At 44.5% G+C, this 19,915-nt stretch carries 19 protein-coding genes, 1 tRNA gene, 2 pseudogenes and 1 riboswitch; of the genes and pseudogenes, 8 read left to right on the forward strand and 14 right to left on the reverse strand.

From position 1 onward, the window contains the following. Positions 1-180: 180 nt before the first annotated feature. Positions 181-254, forward strand: a tRNA-Gln gene (locus HZA73_07075). A 468-nt stretch (positions 255-722) separates the two neighbouring features. Here the strand turns inward: HZA73_07075 and HZA73_07080 are convergent. From HZA73_07080 to HZA73_07140, 13 genes and pseudogenes are all read right to left on the reverse strand, one after another. After that, positions 723-1,034: pseudogene (locus HZA73_07080) on the reverse strand (recombinase zinc beta ribbon domain-containing protein). A gap of 210 nt (positions 1,035-1,244) precedes the next feature. Next, positions 1,245-1,703: pseudogene (locus HZA73_07085) on the reverse strand (recombinase family protein). Further along, entirely contained in the window at positions 1,700-1,894 is a 195-nt protein-coding gene (locus HZA73_07090; GenBank protein ID MBI5805794.1) for a helix-turn-helix transcriptional regulator, read from the reverse strand. Before HZA73_07090 ends, HZA73_07085 begins: the two are co-directional and overlap by 4 nt. Before the next feature lie 272 nt (positions 1,895-2,166). Next, complete coding sequence (locus HZA73_07095; GenBank protein MBI5805795.1) at positions 2,167-2,433, reverse strand: hypothetical protein; 267 nt, start codon at positions 2,431-2,433, stop codon at positions 2,167-2,169. 136 nt (positions 2,434-2,569) lie between these two features. Beyond that, complete coding sequence (locus HZA73_07100) at positions 2,570-3,484, reverse strand: hypothetical protein (GenBank protein MBI5805796.1); 915 nt, start codon at positions 3,482-3,484, stop codon at positions 2,570-2,572. Positions 3,485-3,748: 264 nt separating this feature from the next. Next, positions 3,749-4,126 (reverse strand): hypothetical protein, encoded by a 378-nt coding sequence (locus HZA73_07105; protein MBI5805797.1) that lies wholly within the window; start codon positions 4,124-4,126, stop codon positions 3,749-3,751. Between the two features lie 48 nt (positions 4,127-4,174). Next, entirely contained in the window at positions 4,175-4,435 is a 261-nt protein-coding gene (locus HZA73_07110) for a hypothetical protein (GenBank protein ID MBI5805798.1), read from the reverse strand. A gap of 299 nt (positions 4,436-4,734) precedes the next feature. Continuing rightward, positions 4,735-5,409, reverse strand: a complete 675-nt coding sequence (locus HZA73_07115; protein MBI5805799.1) for a response regulator transcription factor — start codon at positions 5,407-5,409, stop codon at positions 4,735-4,737. A 2-nt stretch (positions 5,410-5,411) separates the two neighbouring features. Further along, positions 5,412-6,125, reverse strand: a complete 714-nt coding sequence (locus HZA73_07120) for a M48 family metallopeptidase (GenBank protein ID MBI5805800.1) — start codon at positions 6,123-6,125, stop codon at positions 5,412-5,414. After that, positions 6,126-9,158: an HsdR family type I site-specific deoxyribonuclease gene (locus HZA73_07125; protein ID MBI5805801.1), complete on the reverse strand. Its 3,033-nt coding sequence runs from the start codon at positions 9,156-9,158 to the stop codon at positions 6,126-6,128. A 1-nt stretch (position 9,159) separates the two neighbouring features. Beyond that, entirely contained in the window at positions 9,160-10,086 is a 927-nt protein-coding gene (locus tag HZA73_07130) for a DUF1016 family protein (GenBank protein MBI5805802.1), read from the reverse strand. Continuing rightward, entirely contained in the window at positions 10,083-11,246 is a 1,164-nt protein-coding gene (locus HZA73_07135) for a restriction endonuclease subunit S (protein ID MBI5805803.1), read from the reverse strand. The genes HZA73_07130 and HZA73_07135 overlap by 4 nt, the downstream gene beginning before the upstream one ends. Continuing rightward, positions 11,234-13,624: a type I restriction-modification system subunit M gene (locus tag HZA73_07140; GenBank protein ID MBI5805804.1), complete on the reverse strand. Its 2,391-nt coding sequence runs from the start codon at positions 13,622-13,624 to the stop codon at positions 11,234-11,236. The genes HZA73_07135 and HZA73_07140 overlap by 13 nt, the downstream gene beginning before the upstream one ends. 181 nt (positions 13,625-13,805) lie before the next feature. Beyond that, positions 13,806-13,917: riboswitch (SAM riboswitch) on the forward strand. Positions 13,918-14,021: 104 nt separating this feature from the next. On the opposite strand from HZA73_07140, the gene HZA73_07145 reads away from it, so the two are divergent. The 7 genes from HZA73_07145 (at position 14,022) to HZA73_07175 (ending at position 19,380) form a co-directional block, all read left to right on the forward strand. Then, positions 14,022-14,630 carry a hypothetical protein gene (locus HZA73_07145; protein MBI5805805.1) on the forward strand — a complete coding sequence of 203 codons (609 nt, stop codon included), beginning with the start codon at positions 14,022-14,024 and terminating at the stop codon, positions 14,628-14,630. Between the two features lie 5 nt (positions 14,631-14,635). Further along, positions 14,636-15,070 (forward strand): hypothetical protein, encoded by a 435-nt coding sequence (locus tag HZA73_07150; protein MBI5805806.1) that lies wholly within the window; start codon positions 14,636-14,638, stop codon positions 15,068-15,070. Between the two features lie 195 nt (positions 15,071-15,265). Next, positions 15,266-16,123 (forward strand): ATP-binding protein, encoded by an 858-nt coding sequence (locus tag HZA73_07155; GenBank protein ID MBI5805807.1) that lies wholly within the window; start codon positions 15,266-15,268, stop codon positions 16,121-16,123. Positions 16,124-16,157: 34 nt separating this feature from the next. Then, positions 16,158-16,613: a hypothetical protein gene (locus HZA73_07160; protein ID MBI5805808.1), complete on the forward strand. Its 456-nt coding sequence runs from the start codon at positions 16,158-16,160 to the stop codon at positions 16,611-16,613. Between the two features lie 11 nt (positions 16,614-16,624). Then, the gene (locus HZA73_07165) at positions 16,625-17,824 is read left to right on the forward strand and encodes a phospholipase D family protein (protein ID MBI5805809.1); all 1,200 of its coding nucleotides are present in this window, start codon (positions 16,625-16,627) and stop codon (positions 17,822-17,824) included. 59 nt (positions 17,825-17,883) lie between these two features. Next, positions 17,884-18,411: a tetratricopeptide repeat protein gene (locus tag HZA73_07170; protein ID MBI5805810.1), complete on the forward strand. Its 528-nt coding sequence runs from the start codon at positions 17,884-17,886 to the stop codon at positions 18,409-18,411. Between the two features lie 51 nt (positions 18,412-18,462). Continuing rightward, positions 18,463-19,380, forward strand: coding sequence for a hypothetical protein (locus HZA73_07175; protein MBI5805811.1), 918 nt, complete (start codon positions 18,463-18,465; stop codon positions 19,378-19,380). 108 nt (positions 19,381-19,488) lie between these two features. On the opposite strand, the gene HZA73_07180 is transcribed toward HZA73_07175, so the two are convergent. After that, positions 19,489-19,815, reverse strand: a complete 327-nt coding sequence (locus HZA73_07180) for a helix-turn-helix transcriptional regulator (protein MBI5805812.1) — start codon at positions 19,813-19,815, stop codon at positions 19,489-19,491. Between the last annotated feature and the right edge of the window lie 100 nt (positions 19,816-19,915).

Consider the following 19,915-nt stretch of genomic DNA (forward strand, 5'->3'; position numbering starts at 1 on the left):
GCCGACCGAAATGTTCGCTGGCAACGGGAATGGTTTGATATTTTAAATTATGAAATCTTTTTTAGGTTCGCTTTAAAGCGGTTGACAAAAGTGGTTTTTTTAGGTTATAATTAAAAGATATCAGGGACTAAAAGGCTTGATGTCCCTGATGCTGTTTTTAAGACTTAAAAAAATATTCACTGGGGGATCGTCCAACGGCAGGACACATGGCTCTGGACCATGGTATCGGGGTTCGAATCCCTGTCCCCCAGCCACTTAGAACGGGTAGGCCCTTTAGCGAAAAAGCTAAAGGGCTTTTTGTATGTGGGACAAAGGGTTGCGTTAAGTAGAGTGTAGTTCGAAGCTACCAAGCCAGCCAGCTTAGCCTGTTCTGAGGGGTTCCCTTTCAAGTATAATTTTGGCAACACTTTAGCGAGTTCGAAGGTTTTGCTGAGTATTTCCTGGCCGTTTTTATTAACCTCTGAAGTAGCGTCCAATTGCTGCTTAAGCTCGACAATCTGGTTTTTATATTCTTTTTCTTTGCGTCTAAAATCTTCCTCTTCGATTTCTTTGTCGAACTTAGCATCAATAAGTTTATCCAGCCGCCGCTGCATCCGTTCAAATTCCCTCTTATTGGCTTCTTTTTTGGTCTCAATAAATTTTTCTTTTTTATTGAGACTTTCGCCCAGGGCTTTTGACAGCAAAGACTGGATATCCTCCGGTATCTGAATTTTGCTTATGGACTCAAACAACTGCTTAGCCACGTAATCTTCTGTCAGGTAGTGCTGCCCCTTATGCCTTCCCTTGGAGAAAGTGCAGTGATAATAGATATGTTTATTTTTCTTTATCTCTGCAATCACCTTGCTCCCACAGACCCCGCAAGTCATCAGGTTAGTAAAGGCAAAATTTTTTCTTTGAATCGAATAATGATTTTTACCCTGTAACACTTCCTGTGCTTTGTCAAATAGTTCCTTGCTGATAAGTGGCACATGGCTCCCCATATATTTTTTCCCGCCCCAAGTAAATACTCCATAGTAAACTGTGTTATGCAGCATCCTGTGAATTGAACTCTTGTCAGCCATTTGCTTGCCCCGGCTTCGGAATCCTTCCTTATAGAGTGTCTGGGAAACCATTTTTATAGAGTTTGACCCCGACGCTACCATTTCAAATGCCCGCCTTACATAGGGAGCGAGGTCATGGTCGATTTCAATCGTTTTAAGTTTAAGGTTGTTGACATAACCTATAGGAGCATAGGATGGATAAAGACCCTGCTCGGCTTTTTCTGTCTGACCAATGCTGGCTCTTTTAGAAGTGTCAAGGGATGACTTTTTGGCCACGGCAACTTCAATGTCCAGCATAAAGATGTCATCAGAGCCAGAATCTTTGTTTATTAATTTATTAGACCGGGAGAAATGGATTGTCTTGCCATAGAATTTAATCAGGTCGTTTACTTTCATTTTATCTAAATCGTTCCTGGTCATCCTGTCGGCAATGTCAAATATGATATGCTCAATCTCCGGGTGTTTTTTGGCATAGTCAATCATCAGGTTGAACGAAGTCCGAGAGACGCTCCAGGCGGACTCGGACACCTTCCATCTTTTGACGATTTCCAAGCCCTTCCGTTTGGCATATTCAAGCCCCAGCTTCTCCTGGGCGTCCAAAGAGAAACCTTCCATTTCTTGCTCTTTGGTGGAAACCCTGACATATAGGAGCGCCTTGTTCATGCTTTCACCTTCTTGCCTTTCTGGGCCAGGAATTTCTCAATATGGTAGCGTTGGATTGGTCTGGGCATAGCTTTACCATTGAACCATCTGTTGATGGTTGGAAATGAGACTTCCAGGAGCTGGGCCAGCTGTTGCTGCGTTATTCTGTTTTCCAGCCTGAAAATATTGAGTTCTTCAATTAATTTATCCATATATCACATTATATCATATTATATCGTTTAACACAAGAGGTATTAACAGCTAATTTGTGGCACTGTCCGGATTGTTGTATTTCCGGGCCAGGTAAAAGCAATACTCGTGGAGATTAACCATGTTGTCAATGCACTCCTCGGCATCAGCGTGGGTTAACTTCACATCCGAATAGGGTTGCAAGACCAAAATAGTTTGGTCTAACAACTCTATAGAATATTTATGTGGTGAATGGCTTTCGGACATAACGTTGGACTTAGGTTTTACCTCGATATCATTTAATTACCAGGTTAGTGACAATTGTATATTTCCTGTTTTCCATCTTTGACCATCGCCGGGGGTCATTATTATCGGCCTCAATTGTTCTGTCTACGATTTCCCGAGCCCGCCGTTGGCTTAAAAACACAGTTGGATTACCACCCCGGCCCAATAACCAGTCTCTGCCCATCCGCAGATACTCACGCAACATTTCCCCGCTGGGTCGCCTGGCTTCAACAAGAACGATATAGCCTCGTTGCATTACTTGATGGTCGCCTTTCATAAATTCTCCTTTTTGAAGCGCAGTCAATTGCGGGCACCCGAATGTTATAAGTTATTGCTGACAATACCATTGGTAATTGATATTTATAATAGTGCTTCAACAAAGATTCTTACGGTGGTTCGGCATTGCTATTGAATTATGGTGTTAGGCCGAGATTAACATTGTCGTTGTTTGGTCGTCTATTTGTGTTATTCTGTCGGTCACTCGAGCGATTCTTTAACGAAGTAATTGTATATTTACTGTTTGTCAGCGCTGGCTTTCCAGCAATAGTGAGACACTCGTGGTTCATCAAAACTGATTTAGTATCATCCTTTAATGTGCACAAAATCCTGCGCCATTGTATTCCAGTGCTGTTCTGCTTTATGAAAAGCAATACTTTTAGAAGGAGCTGTCTGGGATTTGCCAGATATTCTTTGCGCCAAACCACGAAGCATTTTTTCCCTACAATATCACAGTCGGCTATTCTTTCAGCCTCATAGTTCGGCCTGCTATGTGTCATAACTTCTATGACCAATTTATTATTACCAATGACCGTAAAATCTGGAGTTATGCTTTTACCAGAAGGTAATATATAGCTTCTATTCTTTTTGTTACTTGTGAATTCAATGACCTGATGCCCAAGAAAATTCTGGAATTCTCTCTCAAAAGAATTTGGTTCTTTAAAAAGTTTCCCTTGAAGGCGTATCTTCTGTATCCTTATTTTGTGCCTTTCCTTTTGTCCTGGTCTCGCCCATAAAGCCGGGGCTCCTCTAATGCCGCCCATAGAAGAAAGATTCGGATATTTTTCGATTGCTTTCTGATGCCCCACCTTAGCACATTCTGTTCTCTCCTCTTTCGTTCTGGAATTGTTTACAGTAACGATTGTCTTTTTTATGGCTTTCTTATGCTCACTGGACATGGTTGAACCAAAACGAGCAGCATATTCTTTACGTTTTCTAATGCCCATATTATGCAACCCCGGACATAAGGCTATGTGTGATTGCTGGATGGTGCCAAATGTCCTGCCACACCCGGCACATTGTATTGTTGACCCAAGAACTCTTTCTGTCATTTTAAACTCCTTTGTTAAGGTTAGTGAGGACATCATGGTCAGGTCGGTATTTGCGCTGCATTTACTCACACTTACTCTTTGTTATCATCCAGGCTCTTTATCCCAGGCATCTTACGGTCATCCCGTAAGTTCAGACTATATCATCATCCTGCTATTTTGCAGGAGCTTTGCGCTCGTGTGGATTTCGACCACTGGGTCTTTGGTCTACTTTCCTTAGTCGTTGAACCTTCCAGACATTACTGCCTGGCTTGGCTGCTGATTCCCCTACGCTATTGCGTATTCGGGGTTCCAGCAATTCACAAAGTTTATTAGTAAAGAGGTTACCCTCTTAGCAGCCCATGAGAGCCCAGGCTGCACGGAGACAATGTCGTTCGCTATCAGAGTGGGCCACACCCTGCGAACGGTCGGGAACAGGTATTTGACGTAGGTCGCCAAATCCCCGGTGGTCGTGGAATCCTCTTGCAGCTTCTTCAGCTGGCCTTCCGATGACCGTGCCTGGTTCTCGAACAGAAGAGCCATCGTCCGCTGTTTGGACGGTGACCATGAACTCTCCATTAGGGGAGTCCATTTCTTCTGACAATAGCCGACATAGCCCTCGTCAGTCAGGGGATTCACAAATGGATTCAGTTTTCTTTGTTCCATGATTGTGATTCCTTGTTATTGTTGTTTGGGTTTAATAGGTATGAACGCTTACTTTTTGCCGCCCGAAAGAGCTAACACTTCGTTCACGTCCACGCCTATGGTTTTGAGTTCCTCGTTGAGTGCTTCCGCTTGCCCGGATTCCTGGGTATTATCTTTTCCGGATTCGTCCAAGGCGTTGTTATCGCTCTCCGGCCTTAGTCCCCGCTTCAGGCCGTCGCCGATTCTCTTGAACTCCTCCGAAGGGGTCTTCTGGGATTCGATGAGGTCATCCACCTTCTCCTTGGTGTCCGGTTGCTGCTGTTCGAACATCTTCCGGATTCTGGTTGCCCTCGGATTGCCGTTGAGCTTCTGCTCCATGTAGTCTCTCAGCCCTAAGTCCTGAAACAGAGATACAGTCCGCTTTTGAGGCGGCAGCACAATTATAACTTTGCCCCTTCATTTAAATTCTGCGTGAGATTCATTTCCACATTCATTTTTTCAACACTTTTCTAACACATTGCGTTTTTGCGAGATAGACCGACAAAAAAAGACAGGAAAATGAATTTCCTGCCTTGACAGACAATAAAAAACGGGTGCCCCTTACGGGCACCCGTTTTTTAAGCCATTAATCAGCACTTAGTTAGGTCTATTTTATAGCCGAGATTATTATGCGGGAGTATGTTATATTTCACTTTTTTCTTAAAACAATTTCGTATGTCTGAAATATACTTGGGTATTGTTTCCATGTCTCCAGGCTTTTTTCGCCCGGCCCACATTATTTCTATTAGTGCTTGCTTGCTGTAATATTTACCTGGATGCTCCATAAATATTATTAGCAATTTCCCATGTCGTTTCTTTAATTTAACTATTTTATTTCGATAAAATATTTCAAATTTCTCATTAATAACTATTGGATAAATTTCATCACTGTAAACATGTGCTTTGGCCTTTGACTTTTCTATTATTACATTTAGTTTTTTGTCAATATTCCTATATTTCTTTTTTATTTTTTTAATTTCTTTAGTAATTGAAGATATGTCTACCTTTATCCAATAATTTTTTGTATTGTTCTTTTTAGGGAAACCACCCCTCAGCAAAGCCACACTTCCCGGTGGTGTTATTTCACAAAATCCTTCGTCTGCAAAAGTAGCAAGAACCTTCATTTGTTTATCTTTTGAATACTGAACGGTTGGGCCTCGTTTAAAGGTAATGGAAATGAATGGTGACTTGGTCTTGCTCAATGCCTTTTCATTGTTAATTTGGGAGAGAACCCAATATCTCAAATAATCAGTATTATACTTCATGGTTAGTAATTCCACTCTGTATGGCTAATAGGCATTCGATTCAACTTCTCCTTGCTCTGTCTCCAGGATGGCAGGTGCTTGTCCATGAGAGCTACAAACACCTCATTGTGGTTACGCTCCAGCAGGTGAACCATTTCATGCACAATGATATATTCCAGGCATTCCAGGGGCTTCCTGGCCAGCTCTAAGTTAATCCATATCCTCCCAACCTTGCGGTTGCAGGTGCCCCACCGGGTTCTCATCTTCTTGATTCCGAATTCCGCCACGGTCACGTTCAGCTTCTCTTCCCAGATAGAAATAAACGTTGGGATAATATCTCTTAACTGCTGGCGCTGCCAGTCCTGTAAAATGATATGTTTTTGTTCGAGGGATGTTCCTTTTCTTACCTGGAGTAGAAGGGTCTCGTGTTGGATGGTCACGGCTGGTTTGGCGTCAGCCTCCACAACCTTTAACAGATACCGCTTGCCTAAAAAGAAATGGCTCTCCCGGCTTAGGTATTCCCTGGGGGTCTCCCGCTGCTGGCTGCGTATCTTTAACTGCTTTTTCTTAATCCAGCCCATTTTGGAGATGGCGAACATCTTGATGGTCTCCAAGTCCATCCGTAACGGGGCCGATATCCTGACCCGTCCAGCAGGAGGGTAGACACTTAAGTGGACGTTCTTGATGTGCTTCTGAACTACGTCAATGCTGATATCACCCAATACAATGTGTTCCATCTAATATTCCCGCTGCTGTTTGATGATGGGGAATATTCTTTCCACCTCTTTAACGTCGTGAAGTATATTTAGCAGTTCGCTCTTGATGAGGTTCTCTTTTCTTTCGTCACCCTTCCAGTCGGCCTGTTTTACTCTTTTGACTACCTCGTCGACTCGAAGGGCGAGCTTCTCATCATTGCCAAGGTTGTGGTATAGCGCTCTTTGCTCGTTGGTCTGAAGAGTCTTGGGCAAATCATCCCTGACCAGGTTACAGACTCGCTTGGCCAGGTCAGCCATCTTTTTAAGATATTGTTCGTAGCTGATTTTCTTCTGTTTTAGCTCGGCAATGATGGTGTTCAGCAATTTGCTCATCTCGTCGAAATAGGCGGGGTCTATCAGATGTTCCTTGACTATTTTCTGCCGGATATTGTTCTCGATGGTCTCAGCCACGGCTTCCTTGCTGCTTCTGATGCCTTCCGGCAGCTTTTTAATGGCTTCCGCTATGCCGGTGTTGACTATCAAATCCAGCAGAGATTGACCCTCAAAGGGGTCTATTCTTTTGCTTTCACTGGCCTGGATGAAGTTGTCTATCAGGTAGCGCATATCCGCTTCGAAGGTCTTCAAGTCCAGGGTCTCGCCGCTGGCCTTGCGGATGATTTCCCGTAGCCTTAGGTAATTATCCAGAGACTTCTTGATATCGTTCGTTTGTTTGGCGGTATACCCGGCCTGCGGCATCTCGTCGGCTATGTTGGCATAAGCCCGGATTAAAGACACAGTGTGCTTGTATAAGGCGGTGCGCCGGTTCTCAGTGGCCTTTAAATCTTCAGGGTTTTCGGGGTTGCCACAAAAATAGCGGATATAATTCAAATCGGTCTTGGGGGAGGACACGTCATTGCAGACCAGAGCAATGCTCTCCAGGGCCTCATCCAGCCGTTCCCGGCCCTTGGTTAGGCGGTCTTTTAGGATGATGTCGCAATCTTCTTTGTTGAAATTATCGTAATCCAGCTCGGAGGTATAAACCGAAACAGCGTCCTCAACCTTGGTGAACAATTCCTTATAGTCAACGATATAGCCGAATTCCTTGTCGTCAGTGTCCAAACGGTTAACCCGGCAGATAGCCTGGAACAGGCCGTGGTCTTGCATGGCCTTGTCGATGTAGAGATAGGTGCAGGGAGGGGCGTCAAACCCGGTTAAAAGCTTATCCACCACAATCAGCAATTTCATGTTGGCCGGTTCCGACAGGAACTTGGATTTGGCCGCTTTCTCATATTTGTCGCAGTCCTGACCGGCAAGCAAAGACATGTATGTATTGTAGATGTATTCCTTTTCGGTATCGGTATTCTCTCCGGTATCTTCGGTGACGATGTCCCGGTAGGAGGGATTGTAGGAGGTAATGAGTGCGCATTTGCCCCTCAGCTCGGAGTGCTGGAACAATTCGTAGTATTTGGCAGCCTCGTAAATGCTGCCCGCCACCAACAGGGCGTTCCCGGAGTCCGAGCTGATACGGGTTTTGGTGTTAAAGTCGACCACGATGTCGTTCACTATCTGCTGCATCCGGTTTTTGGAGCTGAGCACCCGCTGCATGGTGCCCCATTTCTTCTTGAGCTCCGACTTCTGGAAGTCGTTCAACCCGGATGTTTTGGCCGCAAACCAGGTGTCGATACGTTCCTGGGATGAGATTCGCTGTTCGATGTCACGGGCCTCATACATCAAGTCCAGGATAACCTCGTCTTCCACAGCCTCGTTGAACTTGTAGGTATGGATGTATTTGCCGAATACCTCCAGGCTGGTCTGTTTGTCTTTCTTTAAGAGCGGGGTGCCGGTAAAACCTATGAATATGGCGCTGGGCAGCAGGGCCTTCATCACCTGGTGCAGTTTACCGCCTTGGCTGCGGTGGCACTCGTCCACAAAAACCACCAGCTCGCCGACCGTTTTCGAGGGTGCGCTTTGGAGCTCTTCAATAAAGGCATCGAAGTTGTCCACGTTACGTTTGCCGAACTTATGCACCAGGGAACAGAGCAGCCTGGGCTTGGCCCTGCCCAACTGGGCCATCAAATCTTTTCCGCTTTTGGTGCGGTATATCCCTTCGCCACTCTCCTTAAAGACCCGCTCAATCTGCTCGTCCAGCTCCTCCCGGTCGGTGATGATGGCTACCCTGGCTTTGTGGTTGTTCTCCAATATCCATTTGGCCAGAAGCACCATCACGATGCTTTTTCCGCTCCCCTGGGTATGCCAGATGATTCCGCCTTCCTTTTTGCGCAGGCTGGATTGAGCGGCCTTGATTGCGAAATACTGGTGGACACGGGGCAATTTTTTAGTCCCGCCCTCGAACAGCACGAAATCGTAAATCAGCTCCAGCAGCCTCTGCTTGCTGCACATCTTGAGGAGGTATTTATCCAGCTGGTAGAGGCCCTCGTCTGTCTCGCCTTCTTTCCAGCGCAGGAAATACTTCTCCCTGGTGCCGATGGTGCCATAGCGCAACCCTTCGCTGTCGTTTCCGGCAAATACAAACTGGACGGTGCTGAAGAACGGCTGGATGAATTCTTTTTGTTGGTTCCCAATATTCTGGCGTATGCCTTCCCCGATATTCACCGTGCTGCGTTTGAGCTCCAAAACCCCAACGGCAATTCCGTTCACGTAGATGACGATGTCCGGGCGTTTCTCATGATTGCCAAAGACGGTCACTTCTTCGGCTATGGCAAAATGGTTGGCCTCCGGGTTCTTCCAGTCAATCAGTTGAACCGGCTCGTATTTGTCGCTGGCCCTGGCTTTTACGTCCACGCCATACCGCAGGAAGCTATAGGTGTTCTTGTTGTTGGTATAAAGGCTCTCGTGGTAATTGTTGGCGGTAGCCAGCAGTTTGGTAACGGCCCGGTTGATGAGCGTCTTATTAGTCCCTCTGCCCGTAAGAAACTTGCGCAACAGGTCTTCTTCGATATTGCTGTTGTTGGGCCTGTCTTCCCAATTGCCCAAATAGTCGTAGTTCAATTGTTCCCGGAACAACTGCACAATACGATTCTGGGTAATTCGTTCGGGCTGACCTATCTGGCTCATATTAGCTCTTAAATAGTTTAAAGCTTACCTGGTATCGGTAAAAGTCAATATTGTTGGTCACCGACAAGGCCCTCTTAATCCTCAAATCTTCCTCCAGGGCAATGATAACGCCCCGGACGGTCTGGTTATCTTCGGCCAGCTCCTCCAGGACATAGCCCATGTAGCGCTGGATTTGGCCTACCACGCTATCGCTGGCCCGGCCTTTCTTAAGTTCAACCACCAGTAGTTTTCTCTTGTCCTTGCTGATGGCCAGGATGTCAATGGGGCCGGTATCGCTGGGATATTGCTGGCCCACCAGTTCGCCTTCTTCCTCGTAAATATCATACTCTTTGCCTAACTCGGTTTGCTTCCAGTTCTGCACCAGGAAATCCTCCAGGTGTTTTTCCATTACAAATTCCGCCGGGTCTTCTACTGTCTCGTCCGTGGATGTAATAACGGGCGGTCTATTTCCGCCAATTAGGAGTTCTATTTCCTCGGCATATTTTGTAACCTCGCTCACTGCGCCAATGGAGCCGGTTGAATTTCTTAAGGCTTCGCTCATGGTCGACCGTTCGATGGCCTTAGGAAACCATTTTACCGTCCTCCGGTGGGGCAACGTGCCTCCGGGATGGTAGTCATAGCTGTCCAGAACTTCGCCCACGTAATAGCTGCCCTGGCCGTTGGGACAAAGAACCAAATCTCCGTTATTGATTCCCTTGGCGATAGTCCACAAGAACCCGCAGGAAAGGCCCGCCGCTACTTTGCTTTTGCCGGGGTGCTTTTCCAGCCATAGCGGGATAAATTTCTTATTGAACTCCCGCCAGTTGTCGGGCAATTGGCCGGTAAGGTTCATGGCAATGTCATAATCTGCGCCGATAAAATTGCCTTTAAAGCATTCATCAAAGTGGATGCTTTTGGCCCCCAGCATTATCCTGAAATATCTTTTCATACTAACCTTATTTTGCCGGTTAATAATTGCTGCATCATGCCTTGTTTAAACATTTTGCTTTTTTTGTATTTCGTTTCCAAGATGGCAATCTCTGTGTCCATGTCACCGAGAATGTTGGCGATGTAAGTTTGCTCTTTTAGTATTGGTATAATGAAATCCATATCTCGTATGTATTTAAAATGCCTATTGTAACCTGTATTGGGGATTTCTTTTGTCAAAAGCAAATAATAAAAGAAGCGGGTGTTGTTGTCACCAATGGTTGATAGCAATTGGGTTCCGTCTGCACCAACAATAAAATTCACATTTACATATTTAATTATTCTTGTATGGTCACCGAATATTATTACTCCCTGTGTAGGACATTTGAAAACCTTATCTGCATTGTCTGAATAACCGACCAAATCATTTTTACCTTGGTCTATGATTGGATATTTCCCCGTGACGTTATATTCAGTTGAGTTTAATTGGTATAATTTTGATGGATGTTTGATAAATATATCTTTAAACTTCTTAGCCTTCCAACCATTTTTCGGTGTCAGGAGCTTTTGCATAGCCCCTTGTTTTATGAGTCGCTTTTTAGCAATAAGCTTTTCCAGCGAGGTAATAAGCGCATCGGCATCGCTCAGGGCGGTGGCTATTGCGGTTTGTTCGGCTTTGGTAGGGACGGGGATTAATATTTTAGAAAGTCCATTTGGATATATATGCACAACTGCATCACCTTGGCCCATTTGTGCTTTTTGTTTCGCTATCATTGGGTGGTTTAATAGAAACCCTAAATAGAGGGAGTCGCACTCTTTCGGGGATAAGATTACAACATCTCCACCGGCATAAGTTATTTCTTCACTGAGAAAAGCAGCACACTTGCCAATTTCTTCTTTTGTTTCTCCGGAACCAGCAAAGAGAATATCCCCCTTCGCAATTGCTTGACTATTTTGGGCGGTATCATTATTAATATATGAATTTATTGTTTTAACATATTCATTGTGATGGGTGTATAATTCTCCGTAACGGATACAAGGTATTCCGCCAGGCAATACTTCATCTTTTCTAATGCCTTTACCCTTTTTAAATGTTCCGATATCCGCTAATCGCTTAACCTCCCAATCACAGGGGATTAAACCAATGTCGGTCTGTTTATATTTCTTAGCTACTTTCGGCATGAGAATCCCATTTTAGAAAGATGGGCGCAGACTTTTTTGTCAAAATGCTGAGTTTCTGCCGTAAGCTCAGGTAGAGGGGCAGAGTATCTTTCTATCAGTTCATTAATACGCTGCGTAAGCCTCTGGCTTATTCGCTGCATTTCAGTTTCTACCGTATGCCCTATGCTTGCCATCCATTTATCTTCTACCACCAAGACCTTCATTTCGGCTTCGCTAAGAGCTTTATATTTTTTCAAGAGCTTTTTCTCTAAATCAGCCATAGCCTCACGTATATTTCTACCTATCTCAGCCTGCTGCTCTGCCAACTTTAAATAAGCCAGGAGAACCTTCTTTTCATCTGTGGCGTCCTTGTCGTCTTCAATATCCTTAAGCCGCTTCTGAACTGAGGCCTTGTTTACCTTGTCCCACTCAAAAAAACAGCCATCATCGCCACTGTTCTCCTCTTCCATTTCTTCTATTTGAGCACGAAGACCCTCATACTCGGCTTCCAGCTTTTCAATGGCCTTTTGTTCAACGGCAAAATAGCGGGCAATCATCAGCTGCTTGGGTATAAGCCTGCCCTCAAAATCTCTTCTTGTCCATTCAACCTCGTTGCCCGCTGCCCAGCCCTCGGCCACAATCAAATAGCAATCATCCTGCATGGTCTCCATCCAGTAGGTCATCAGGTGCTGGTAAACATCGTATTTGTCTATCAATTGCAGGTTGGAAAAGGCTTCCAGTAAATCCTCGCTTAGGGCATGAATGAACTGCTTGGGTCTGGTTTTATCACCAATGCGCTTACATAGCGGGATATTGCTTTCTTTCCACTTGGCAAATACCCTGTTCACCTTGGCGGAGTATTTTTCAAACTCCGGATGCGAATATATAACCTGCTTTATCTTATCCGGCTCTATTTTAAGCCTGACATAACCAGCCCGTTTATCCGGGGCAAACAAGCGACGTCTAAGAGTGGGGCACACAGCCCAGTAATCCTTTAAAGCCTCGATGTCGCTCTTGGGAATCCCGCCCCGTAAATGAGCGTCAATATCCTGGATGTCCTCCGGCTCGGTGCTGTCAATGTAACGGGGGATGTTCAGGTTGAATTCTTTTTCCTCAATCTCGGCCACGGACACCATCTGGGAATACTTGGGTATCTCCAGCTGCCGGTTGAACACGTCCACAATTTTGTGAATATCCTGCTCTCGCAGCCGGTTCTTGTTGCCGTCCTTTTCAAACCCCTTGCTGGCATCAATCATGAAGATGCCCTTGCGGTGGTCTGCGCCTTCCTTGTCCAGGACAATCAGGCAGGCCGGAATGCCGGTGCCGTAAAACAGGTTGGCTGGCAGCCCGATAATGCCCTTAATTAGGCCCCGGCGTATCAGGTTCTTTCTGATTTCGGCCTCGGCATTGCCCCGGAACAGCACGCCATGCGGTAGAATGACCGTTCCCTTGCCCCGGCTCTTAAGGGACTTGACGATGTGCAGCAAAAAGGCGTAATCGCCATTCTTGGCCGGAGGCTGACCAAAGCCATAAAACCTTCCGCCCTCGCTTTGTTCTTCGGCCAGGTTTACCCCGTTGCTCCAGCTCTTGAAACTGAAGGGGGGATTGGCCACCACGTAGTCAAAGGTTTTAAGCCGGGAATTGTCATCTTTAAAAAGAGGGCTCGAAAGTGTGTTCCCCTGCCGGATATCTCCTGTCGGATTGTCGTGCAGTATCATGTTCATCCGGGCCAGCCCCGCCGTGGCGGTCTCGTTTTCCTGGCCGAATATTGATATCTTTTTTTCGGATTCATCAGCCACTTTTAACAGCAGTGAACCCGAGCCGCAGGTGGGGTCATAGACAGTAGTCTGGGCAGTCGAATTCTTGGGAGAGATGCCAATGATTTTAGCCATCACCCGGCTTACTTCGGCTGGGGTATAAAACTGCCCTTTGCTCTTGCCGCTTTCGGTGGCAAAATGGCGCATCAGGTATTCGTAGGCATCGCCAAGGATATCATCGCCCTGGGCACGGTTGGTCTTGAAGTCCAGGGCCGGGTTCTCGAAAATGGCAATCAGATTGGTAAGCTTCTTTACCATATCGGCCCCGCTTCCCAGCTTGTCCGGGTTGGCAAAGTCGGGCATCTCCGAGAGCTTGTTAGCTTCGGCAATTGGGCCGATGATTTTTTTGTTGATTAAGTCCCCGATGTTGGGATTGCCCTTCAGGGCCACCATGTCCTGGAAGCTTGCGCCCCTGGGGACTTTTATAGGCGAGTATTGTTGTCCAGAGTAGCGGTCGCTGATGTATTTAACGAATAAAATAACCAATACATAGTCCTTGTATTGGCTGGCGTCCATGCCGCCCCGCAATTCATCGCAGCTCGCCCAAAGAGAGGAGTAGAGTTCTGATTTTTTGATTGCCATTGTTGGTGTCGTGTCCTTAAAATATTAAAACGGTAGACCATTGCCTATATGTAAAATATAGTCAAAGATTCTATAAGCATACTCTTAAACGGCTGATAAAATCAAGGGAAAATGAAAAGAACTTGTAAAAATATTTTACAAATTGACAAATCAGATATTTGGTGGTATAATACATCAAGTTATCTCATGAAGAGAGGTGGAGGGGCAGGCCCTGCGAAACCTCAGCAACCAGCGACAGAGATGCCGCAACGGTGCTAAATCCTGAAGTGGTGCCTAACCGCTGAAAATGAGAAAAGATTTAAAACCCTTTTCTGAAGGCATACTTCGGGAAAGGGTTTTTCCTTTTAGGAAGCTCTTTCGTCCCCTCTCCAAACTATTGGATTTGGAGGGAACATCCGTGGAACAAAACTCCCAGCAGTTTTTCAGCTCGGTCTTCCTTGCCGGGCAACAGCCGGAACCGTCCCAAGACTATCAGCCCTATTTCCACATCAGGGGCTACCTGCGCCAGAAATACCGGCAGTCCGGGAAGACCGTCCCAGAGCTGGCCCAGGCCTGTGGCTACCGCAAGCTGGAAAAATTTAAGCGGCACATGGAGGCCTGGCTGAAGGCCACCAGGCCGGTTCCGGGAAAGTTCTTGGGGGCCATCGGGGTTGAGCCGGAGATGCTTATGAAAGTTCAGGTGCTGGACTTCGACTCCTGGGAGGAAGCCGTCAAATCGGTCGGGGCGCCCCTTAGTTTCTCGGCCCGGTATATGCCCGCCGTCTGGCAGTCCGTTCCCCTGCCGGAGAACCTGAACGAGGCCCAGGCTGTAAGCTACGTGAAGGACTTCGCCCGGCTGAGAAACCGACAGTGTCTGATAAATTATTCAGGCCTGCGGGTGACCTGGATAGACCCCGATGGTTCCTCCTGCCGTCACTACAACTGGCCAGCAATAGAATATAAAAACAGGCTGGTCTACTTCAAGCTGGGCTCGGCTCAGCCGGGCACCACCAGACTGGCCAGGTAGCGGCCATGAAATACGAGGCATACTGGATTTCCCCCAGGGGCAGGATTATCCCCGTCACCGGCCAGGTCGTAACCCATATCCGGGCCGTCATAAAGAACCCCGCCCGGTTCGGGCTGAGCCGTGAGGCCATCCTGGAGGCTTATAAACGGCACAGGGAGCCCCTGGGGCTCGAGGGAAAGGCCCGACAGGAGATTATGGCCGGTCTTCTAAGGAAGGGCTGGATACGCCTTAGATACGTTCCCAGGGGTCAGTATTTCACGGTGCAGGCCAGGACAATGGCAAGGCCCAGGCTGCTGCATCTGCGGGCCTGGGCTCAGAAGGTGACCGATGGCCAGATAGACCAGCTTGATGCCCAAGGATACCACCTGAGAATTGTAACCCAGCAGACTGACGAGGCATGGACGGGTTCTATCAAAGATTTTCTGAAAAAGTCGACCTGATAGGGCCGCACCAAAATGGTGCATCGCAGAAATGAGCTTAAAGTTGATTTCCGCAGTTGACTGCGGAAATCACAAATTTAAATTTAATATCGCAATATCATATATTTTATGGTAGTATTAAGAGAGAATATAACTTATAAATAGTTACGTGCGAAATGGCTTTTGAAAGTATACATTTTATAAAGGAGATTACCCATGAACTCCCCCGTCTATATTAGCACTTCTTCTGATGTTGAAAGATACGTTATTTTAGGCCAAACAAAAGAGTCATTATATCTTGACTTTAAAAAGGAAATAGTAATAGACACCGATAAACATAAAATAGCACAGGAGCTTGCACTTGATATTTGTTCGTTTGCAAACTCATTCGGTGGGTCTATTGTTGTTGGGATTGAAGAAGGTAAAGATTCTATTGACAATATGAACTTCGCTCAATCGTTTGTTGGCATTAATAATGGTGATAACGTAGAACAGTTTATTAGTGACAGCGTGTTAGAATATATTTATCCGTCAAATATAAAATATGAATGTAAGTCTATAAAAATAAAGGATAGTGTTACTCTTTTAGCAATTAATATATTCCCGTTAGAACAAGGGATTGCTGCTGTGCACCATAAAAGCGAAGCAAACGCAATAAAATTTCCATACAGAACAGATTATAATAAAAAATACATGAAACCTTACCAAGTGGAAGAAAGGATTATGAATAATTCACGCTCTCTTCTGTTGAGAATGAAGCGCCTCCAGACTATATGTCATCGAGGTGTTGATTTGCATTCGCCAATTTACTTGATATCTAAAGGTAACCGAGCATTAATTAAAAATGCAGAGGTTACCCTAAAAACAATTAGTGACTCTGAATTTACTTTATTTTTTAGCCAAAACACGGCAATTAAAGGCGTAGGCATGAACTTAGTCGTGCCGTATAGCTTATTGTTTGATATTTGGGAAATGGACTATTTTAAAATGGGCATGATTTTACGTGCGAATATTTTATTAGACCCAGACAACAACAATACTTTTATTGAGCCGATAGGCATAAGCAGGATTTAGCAAGAGATTTTAACTGTAAAACAAAGGGGAGATAATGAGTCTGCTAATCAGAATAAATAATGATGCGTTGCTTACTCTTGAACAGTTGTCAGAAGTAAAGGATTGCCCACAAACAATGGGCTTGTCGACCAAGGAGTATAGAGAATTGGAAAAGGCGCTATTAAAAGGCGATAAAGTTCCTGTTATTCCTACCTCCCTTACGGGTATTCGAGAAAACCATGAAATAGTAAGCAATGGCACTATAGTTGGCAGAATAATATTGATTTATGATATTGATGATAAACATTGGGAAATTGATATCATAATTAACCGGAATTTTAGGAAAAAAGGTTTTGCCAAACACGCAATTATGCTATTGCTAAAAAATTATCCCGAACGAAAATGGCGAGGGATTATTAAAGATTATAATCCAAACAGAGAAACCATAAAGCACATATTACAAATCAATGGGTTTGCAGAAGTTGAACACATGCATTTTATAAAAGATTAGCGAGTAGAAAAATGAAACTGTTATTTGGGCCACAATTAGTAAGAGAATTAAGAACGTTCGCTGACAATGTTTCATATCGTCTATGGGTAGCTGTCCCTTATATTGGAAGCCCAATTTCGATAAGAAAAATATTGGGCAAACAGTGGTTTGACAACCCATCTGTAAACGTAAAGTTGTTAACAGATACCTCTGACCTTTCCTGCATTAACACAGAAACGTTACAATTGTTTCATGACAGAGGACAAGTAAAAACACTTCTTGGGCTTCATGCCAAAATATATATAGTCGATGATATCTGTATAGTGACTTCTGCAAATCTCACAAGCACAGCATTTTCAAAACGACATGAAATAGGTTTCGGTTGCGACTCGGAAGAGACAAAACAGATAATCGCACTTTATAACAGTTGGTGGCAACTGGCAGAGAATGTAAAGCCAGACCAACTTCATAAGATATTTAAATCTAAAACCCAGTCAAAGGAAGAGACCGGCACACCATTGCCAACATTATTTAAATTACCAAATGACCCCGGCTCATTTGTCAAGAATCTTGCAAAACGATTTCTAAATTACGACCGCCTTGTGGCCGATTATGAAGATTTTGCAAATAAATATTCTATGGTTCAGCGCATCTGGAGAAAAGAGCCTTTATATTTTGAAATAGATGGATTGTTTAATTACCTGTATCATGAGGCCCCACAAACGCCTTCATTCAGTTATGCAAAGAAAAGTCCGAGAATGTTATCGCAAACCCAACAGATGCAGGAGATAGAAAAGTGGGCAATCAACTATAAGGAATGGAACGCAAAAGTAAGGCGAGGAGAACAGGGAGAGGAAGATATTAAATGGCGATTGAACAACTCCAAAATACTTAAAAGGATGCTTGTTCCTACTAAAGTCTTAAAACTAACTAAAGATGAATTAGACCAGATATTCCATTGCCTTAATAGTTTAAATTCATATCCTATAAACCGAACTAAAATCCTAAACAATAACAAAGTTGCTGACATTAGAACCGCTTTAAATGAACTTGTAAATGGGGATGGACAGCTGGCTGCAAGGATGGATTATTGCAATAATATAAAGAATCTTGGGTCATCTTCTATGAACGAAATACTTGGGTTCACAAATCCTGATAAGTATCCGCTAATAAACAAGAACTCAAATTGCGGATTACGATATTTTGGCTACCAAGTCAAAGCTTATAATTAAATACACATCAGGCCTTGCTCTTGGTAATGCCAAATATTCAGATAAATCAAGGGTGTCTTATGAAATGGAAAAAACTACAGAATAAGGCCGATAAACTTTATTACCAGGGCCAGTTTACAGAAGCTGCCGGGGTCGCTGAAGAAGCTTTGAAGGCGGTGGAAAAGGCTTTTTCTCCAGGGCACCCCAATGTGGCCACAGCGCTTAATATGCTGGGGGAGCTCTACCTCCCCGAGGGGAGAAGGGCTGAGGCCGAATCTCATTACCAGCGGGCTCTGGCAATACAGGAAAAGGCTTTAGACCCGGAACACCTGGACGTGGCAGTCACCTTGAACAACCTGGGCGAGCTTTACCGTATCCAGGGCCGATACGACCTGGCTGAGCCGCTGTATAGGAGAGCCCTGGCCATCCGGGAAAAGGCTCTTGCGCCGGAGCATCCGGACGTGATGGTGTCCTTGGGGGAACTGGAGGATAATTACCATTGCCAGGGGAAATATGATTTGTCTAAAGTTCTTTATAAGAGAAGGACAACCATAAAAACTAATATTCTGGAAGGCAAGAACTATGATATTGACAATATATGCAGATAATAATAGTGAACATAGTTTACCTAAAAAACAAATATTGCTTTTTGGTGTTTTATGAACACATGCGCATTGTGTTTAAATCCAGCATTATTGTCAAATAGTCATCTTATTCCCTCCTTTGTATTTCGTTGGATTAAAGATACATCTGCAACAGGGTATTTAAGATTACTGGAAAACCCTAATATACGTAGGCAAGATGGTCTAAAAGACTACCTGCTTTGCCAACAGTGTGAAAGCATATTTAACAAATATGAAACTCCATTTGCCAGTAACATATTTTATCCTTATGTAAATAATGCTTTATCACCAGAGGGTATCGGTGTCGGCAAGCCGGTTTCATTTAAATATGATAACTGGCTTCTCTATTTTGCCATCTCCCTTCAATGGCGTCATTTAGTTACGAGTAAGTTGAGAAAAGAGGATTATGACAATGTTGAGTTTTATAAAACAATTGAGGAGTATATTGACATTTGGCGTGATTTTTTAATAGGCAATCGATTTGACACGGGAGATTGCGAAACCCATATAATATTCTTACAAAATTTGATAGCAGGAAAAGGATATCTGCCCCCAAACATTAACGAGCGGATTAATTCCTATTTGATACGAGCTGTTGATGCAACAATAGTAACAAGCAAAAAGAAATTAGGTATATATACTAAAATTGGGCCGATTGTATTTTTTACATCGTTAATTCCAAACAAACTTAAATTGTTACCTAATTCAAAAATTCATATGAAAGGCAATATATCAACAGCTCAAAATTTATACAATAAAGATGTGACTTCTTTTATATTTGTCGACAGGCCGAATGATATCTCCTCAAAAATTCAATATTCACAAAAGCAGCAGGATAAAATTGAAGAAGAGTTTATGAAAAATCCAGATAAAACAGCAAATTCAATGACCTTCAAAGTATTGGAAACAGATTTACTTCTCAGGAAACACCTTTCGGATAAAAACAATAAATAGCATTGAGAGGACTCTGATGCAAATATAGGAATTAATTATTAATAAAAAGGGGGGGGGGGCGTATTTACGTGCGCCCCCCCCCTTTATCTACCCCATAATCTCTGTCAGTCACTTCTTTATGTTGGTTCTTTTCCCGAGAATCAAGGCGGCCTCCCGGACAATCCTTGCTTCTTGCTCGGTCAGCTCTATGCCAACGAACCCGGCCTTAGTCCCTTTAACAGCGGGCCGCTCAAATGAAAGAATATCAACAATCCTGACGTTCAGGGCATCAGCCAGCTTATATAGGGCCTCCAGGGACGGAGTTCTCTTGCCGGTCTCCAGCATGGCAATGTAGGTATTGCTCAAGCCTGTCCTCTCAGCCAGCTCCTCCTGGGTCAGGCCCTTCTTGTTCCGGAGGGCCAGTATTCTCTTGCCGAGGTCTTTACGAATATCCATCAAAATCTCCCGCCGTAGTGTTTCTGTATGATAGCACTTGGCGGGAGATTTTATTATATACCTAATGTGTATTATATTCTTGACTTTGGGTTGTGTTTCA

It is taken from the genome of candidate division TA06 bacterium (assembly GCA_016235665.1).
GTDB lineage: Bacteria > Edwardsbacteria > AC1 > AC1 > EtOH8 > UBA5202.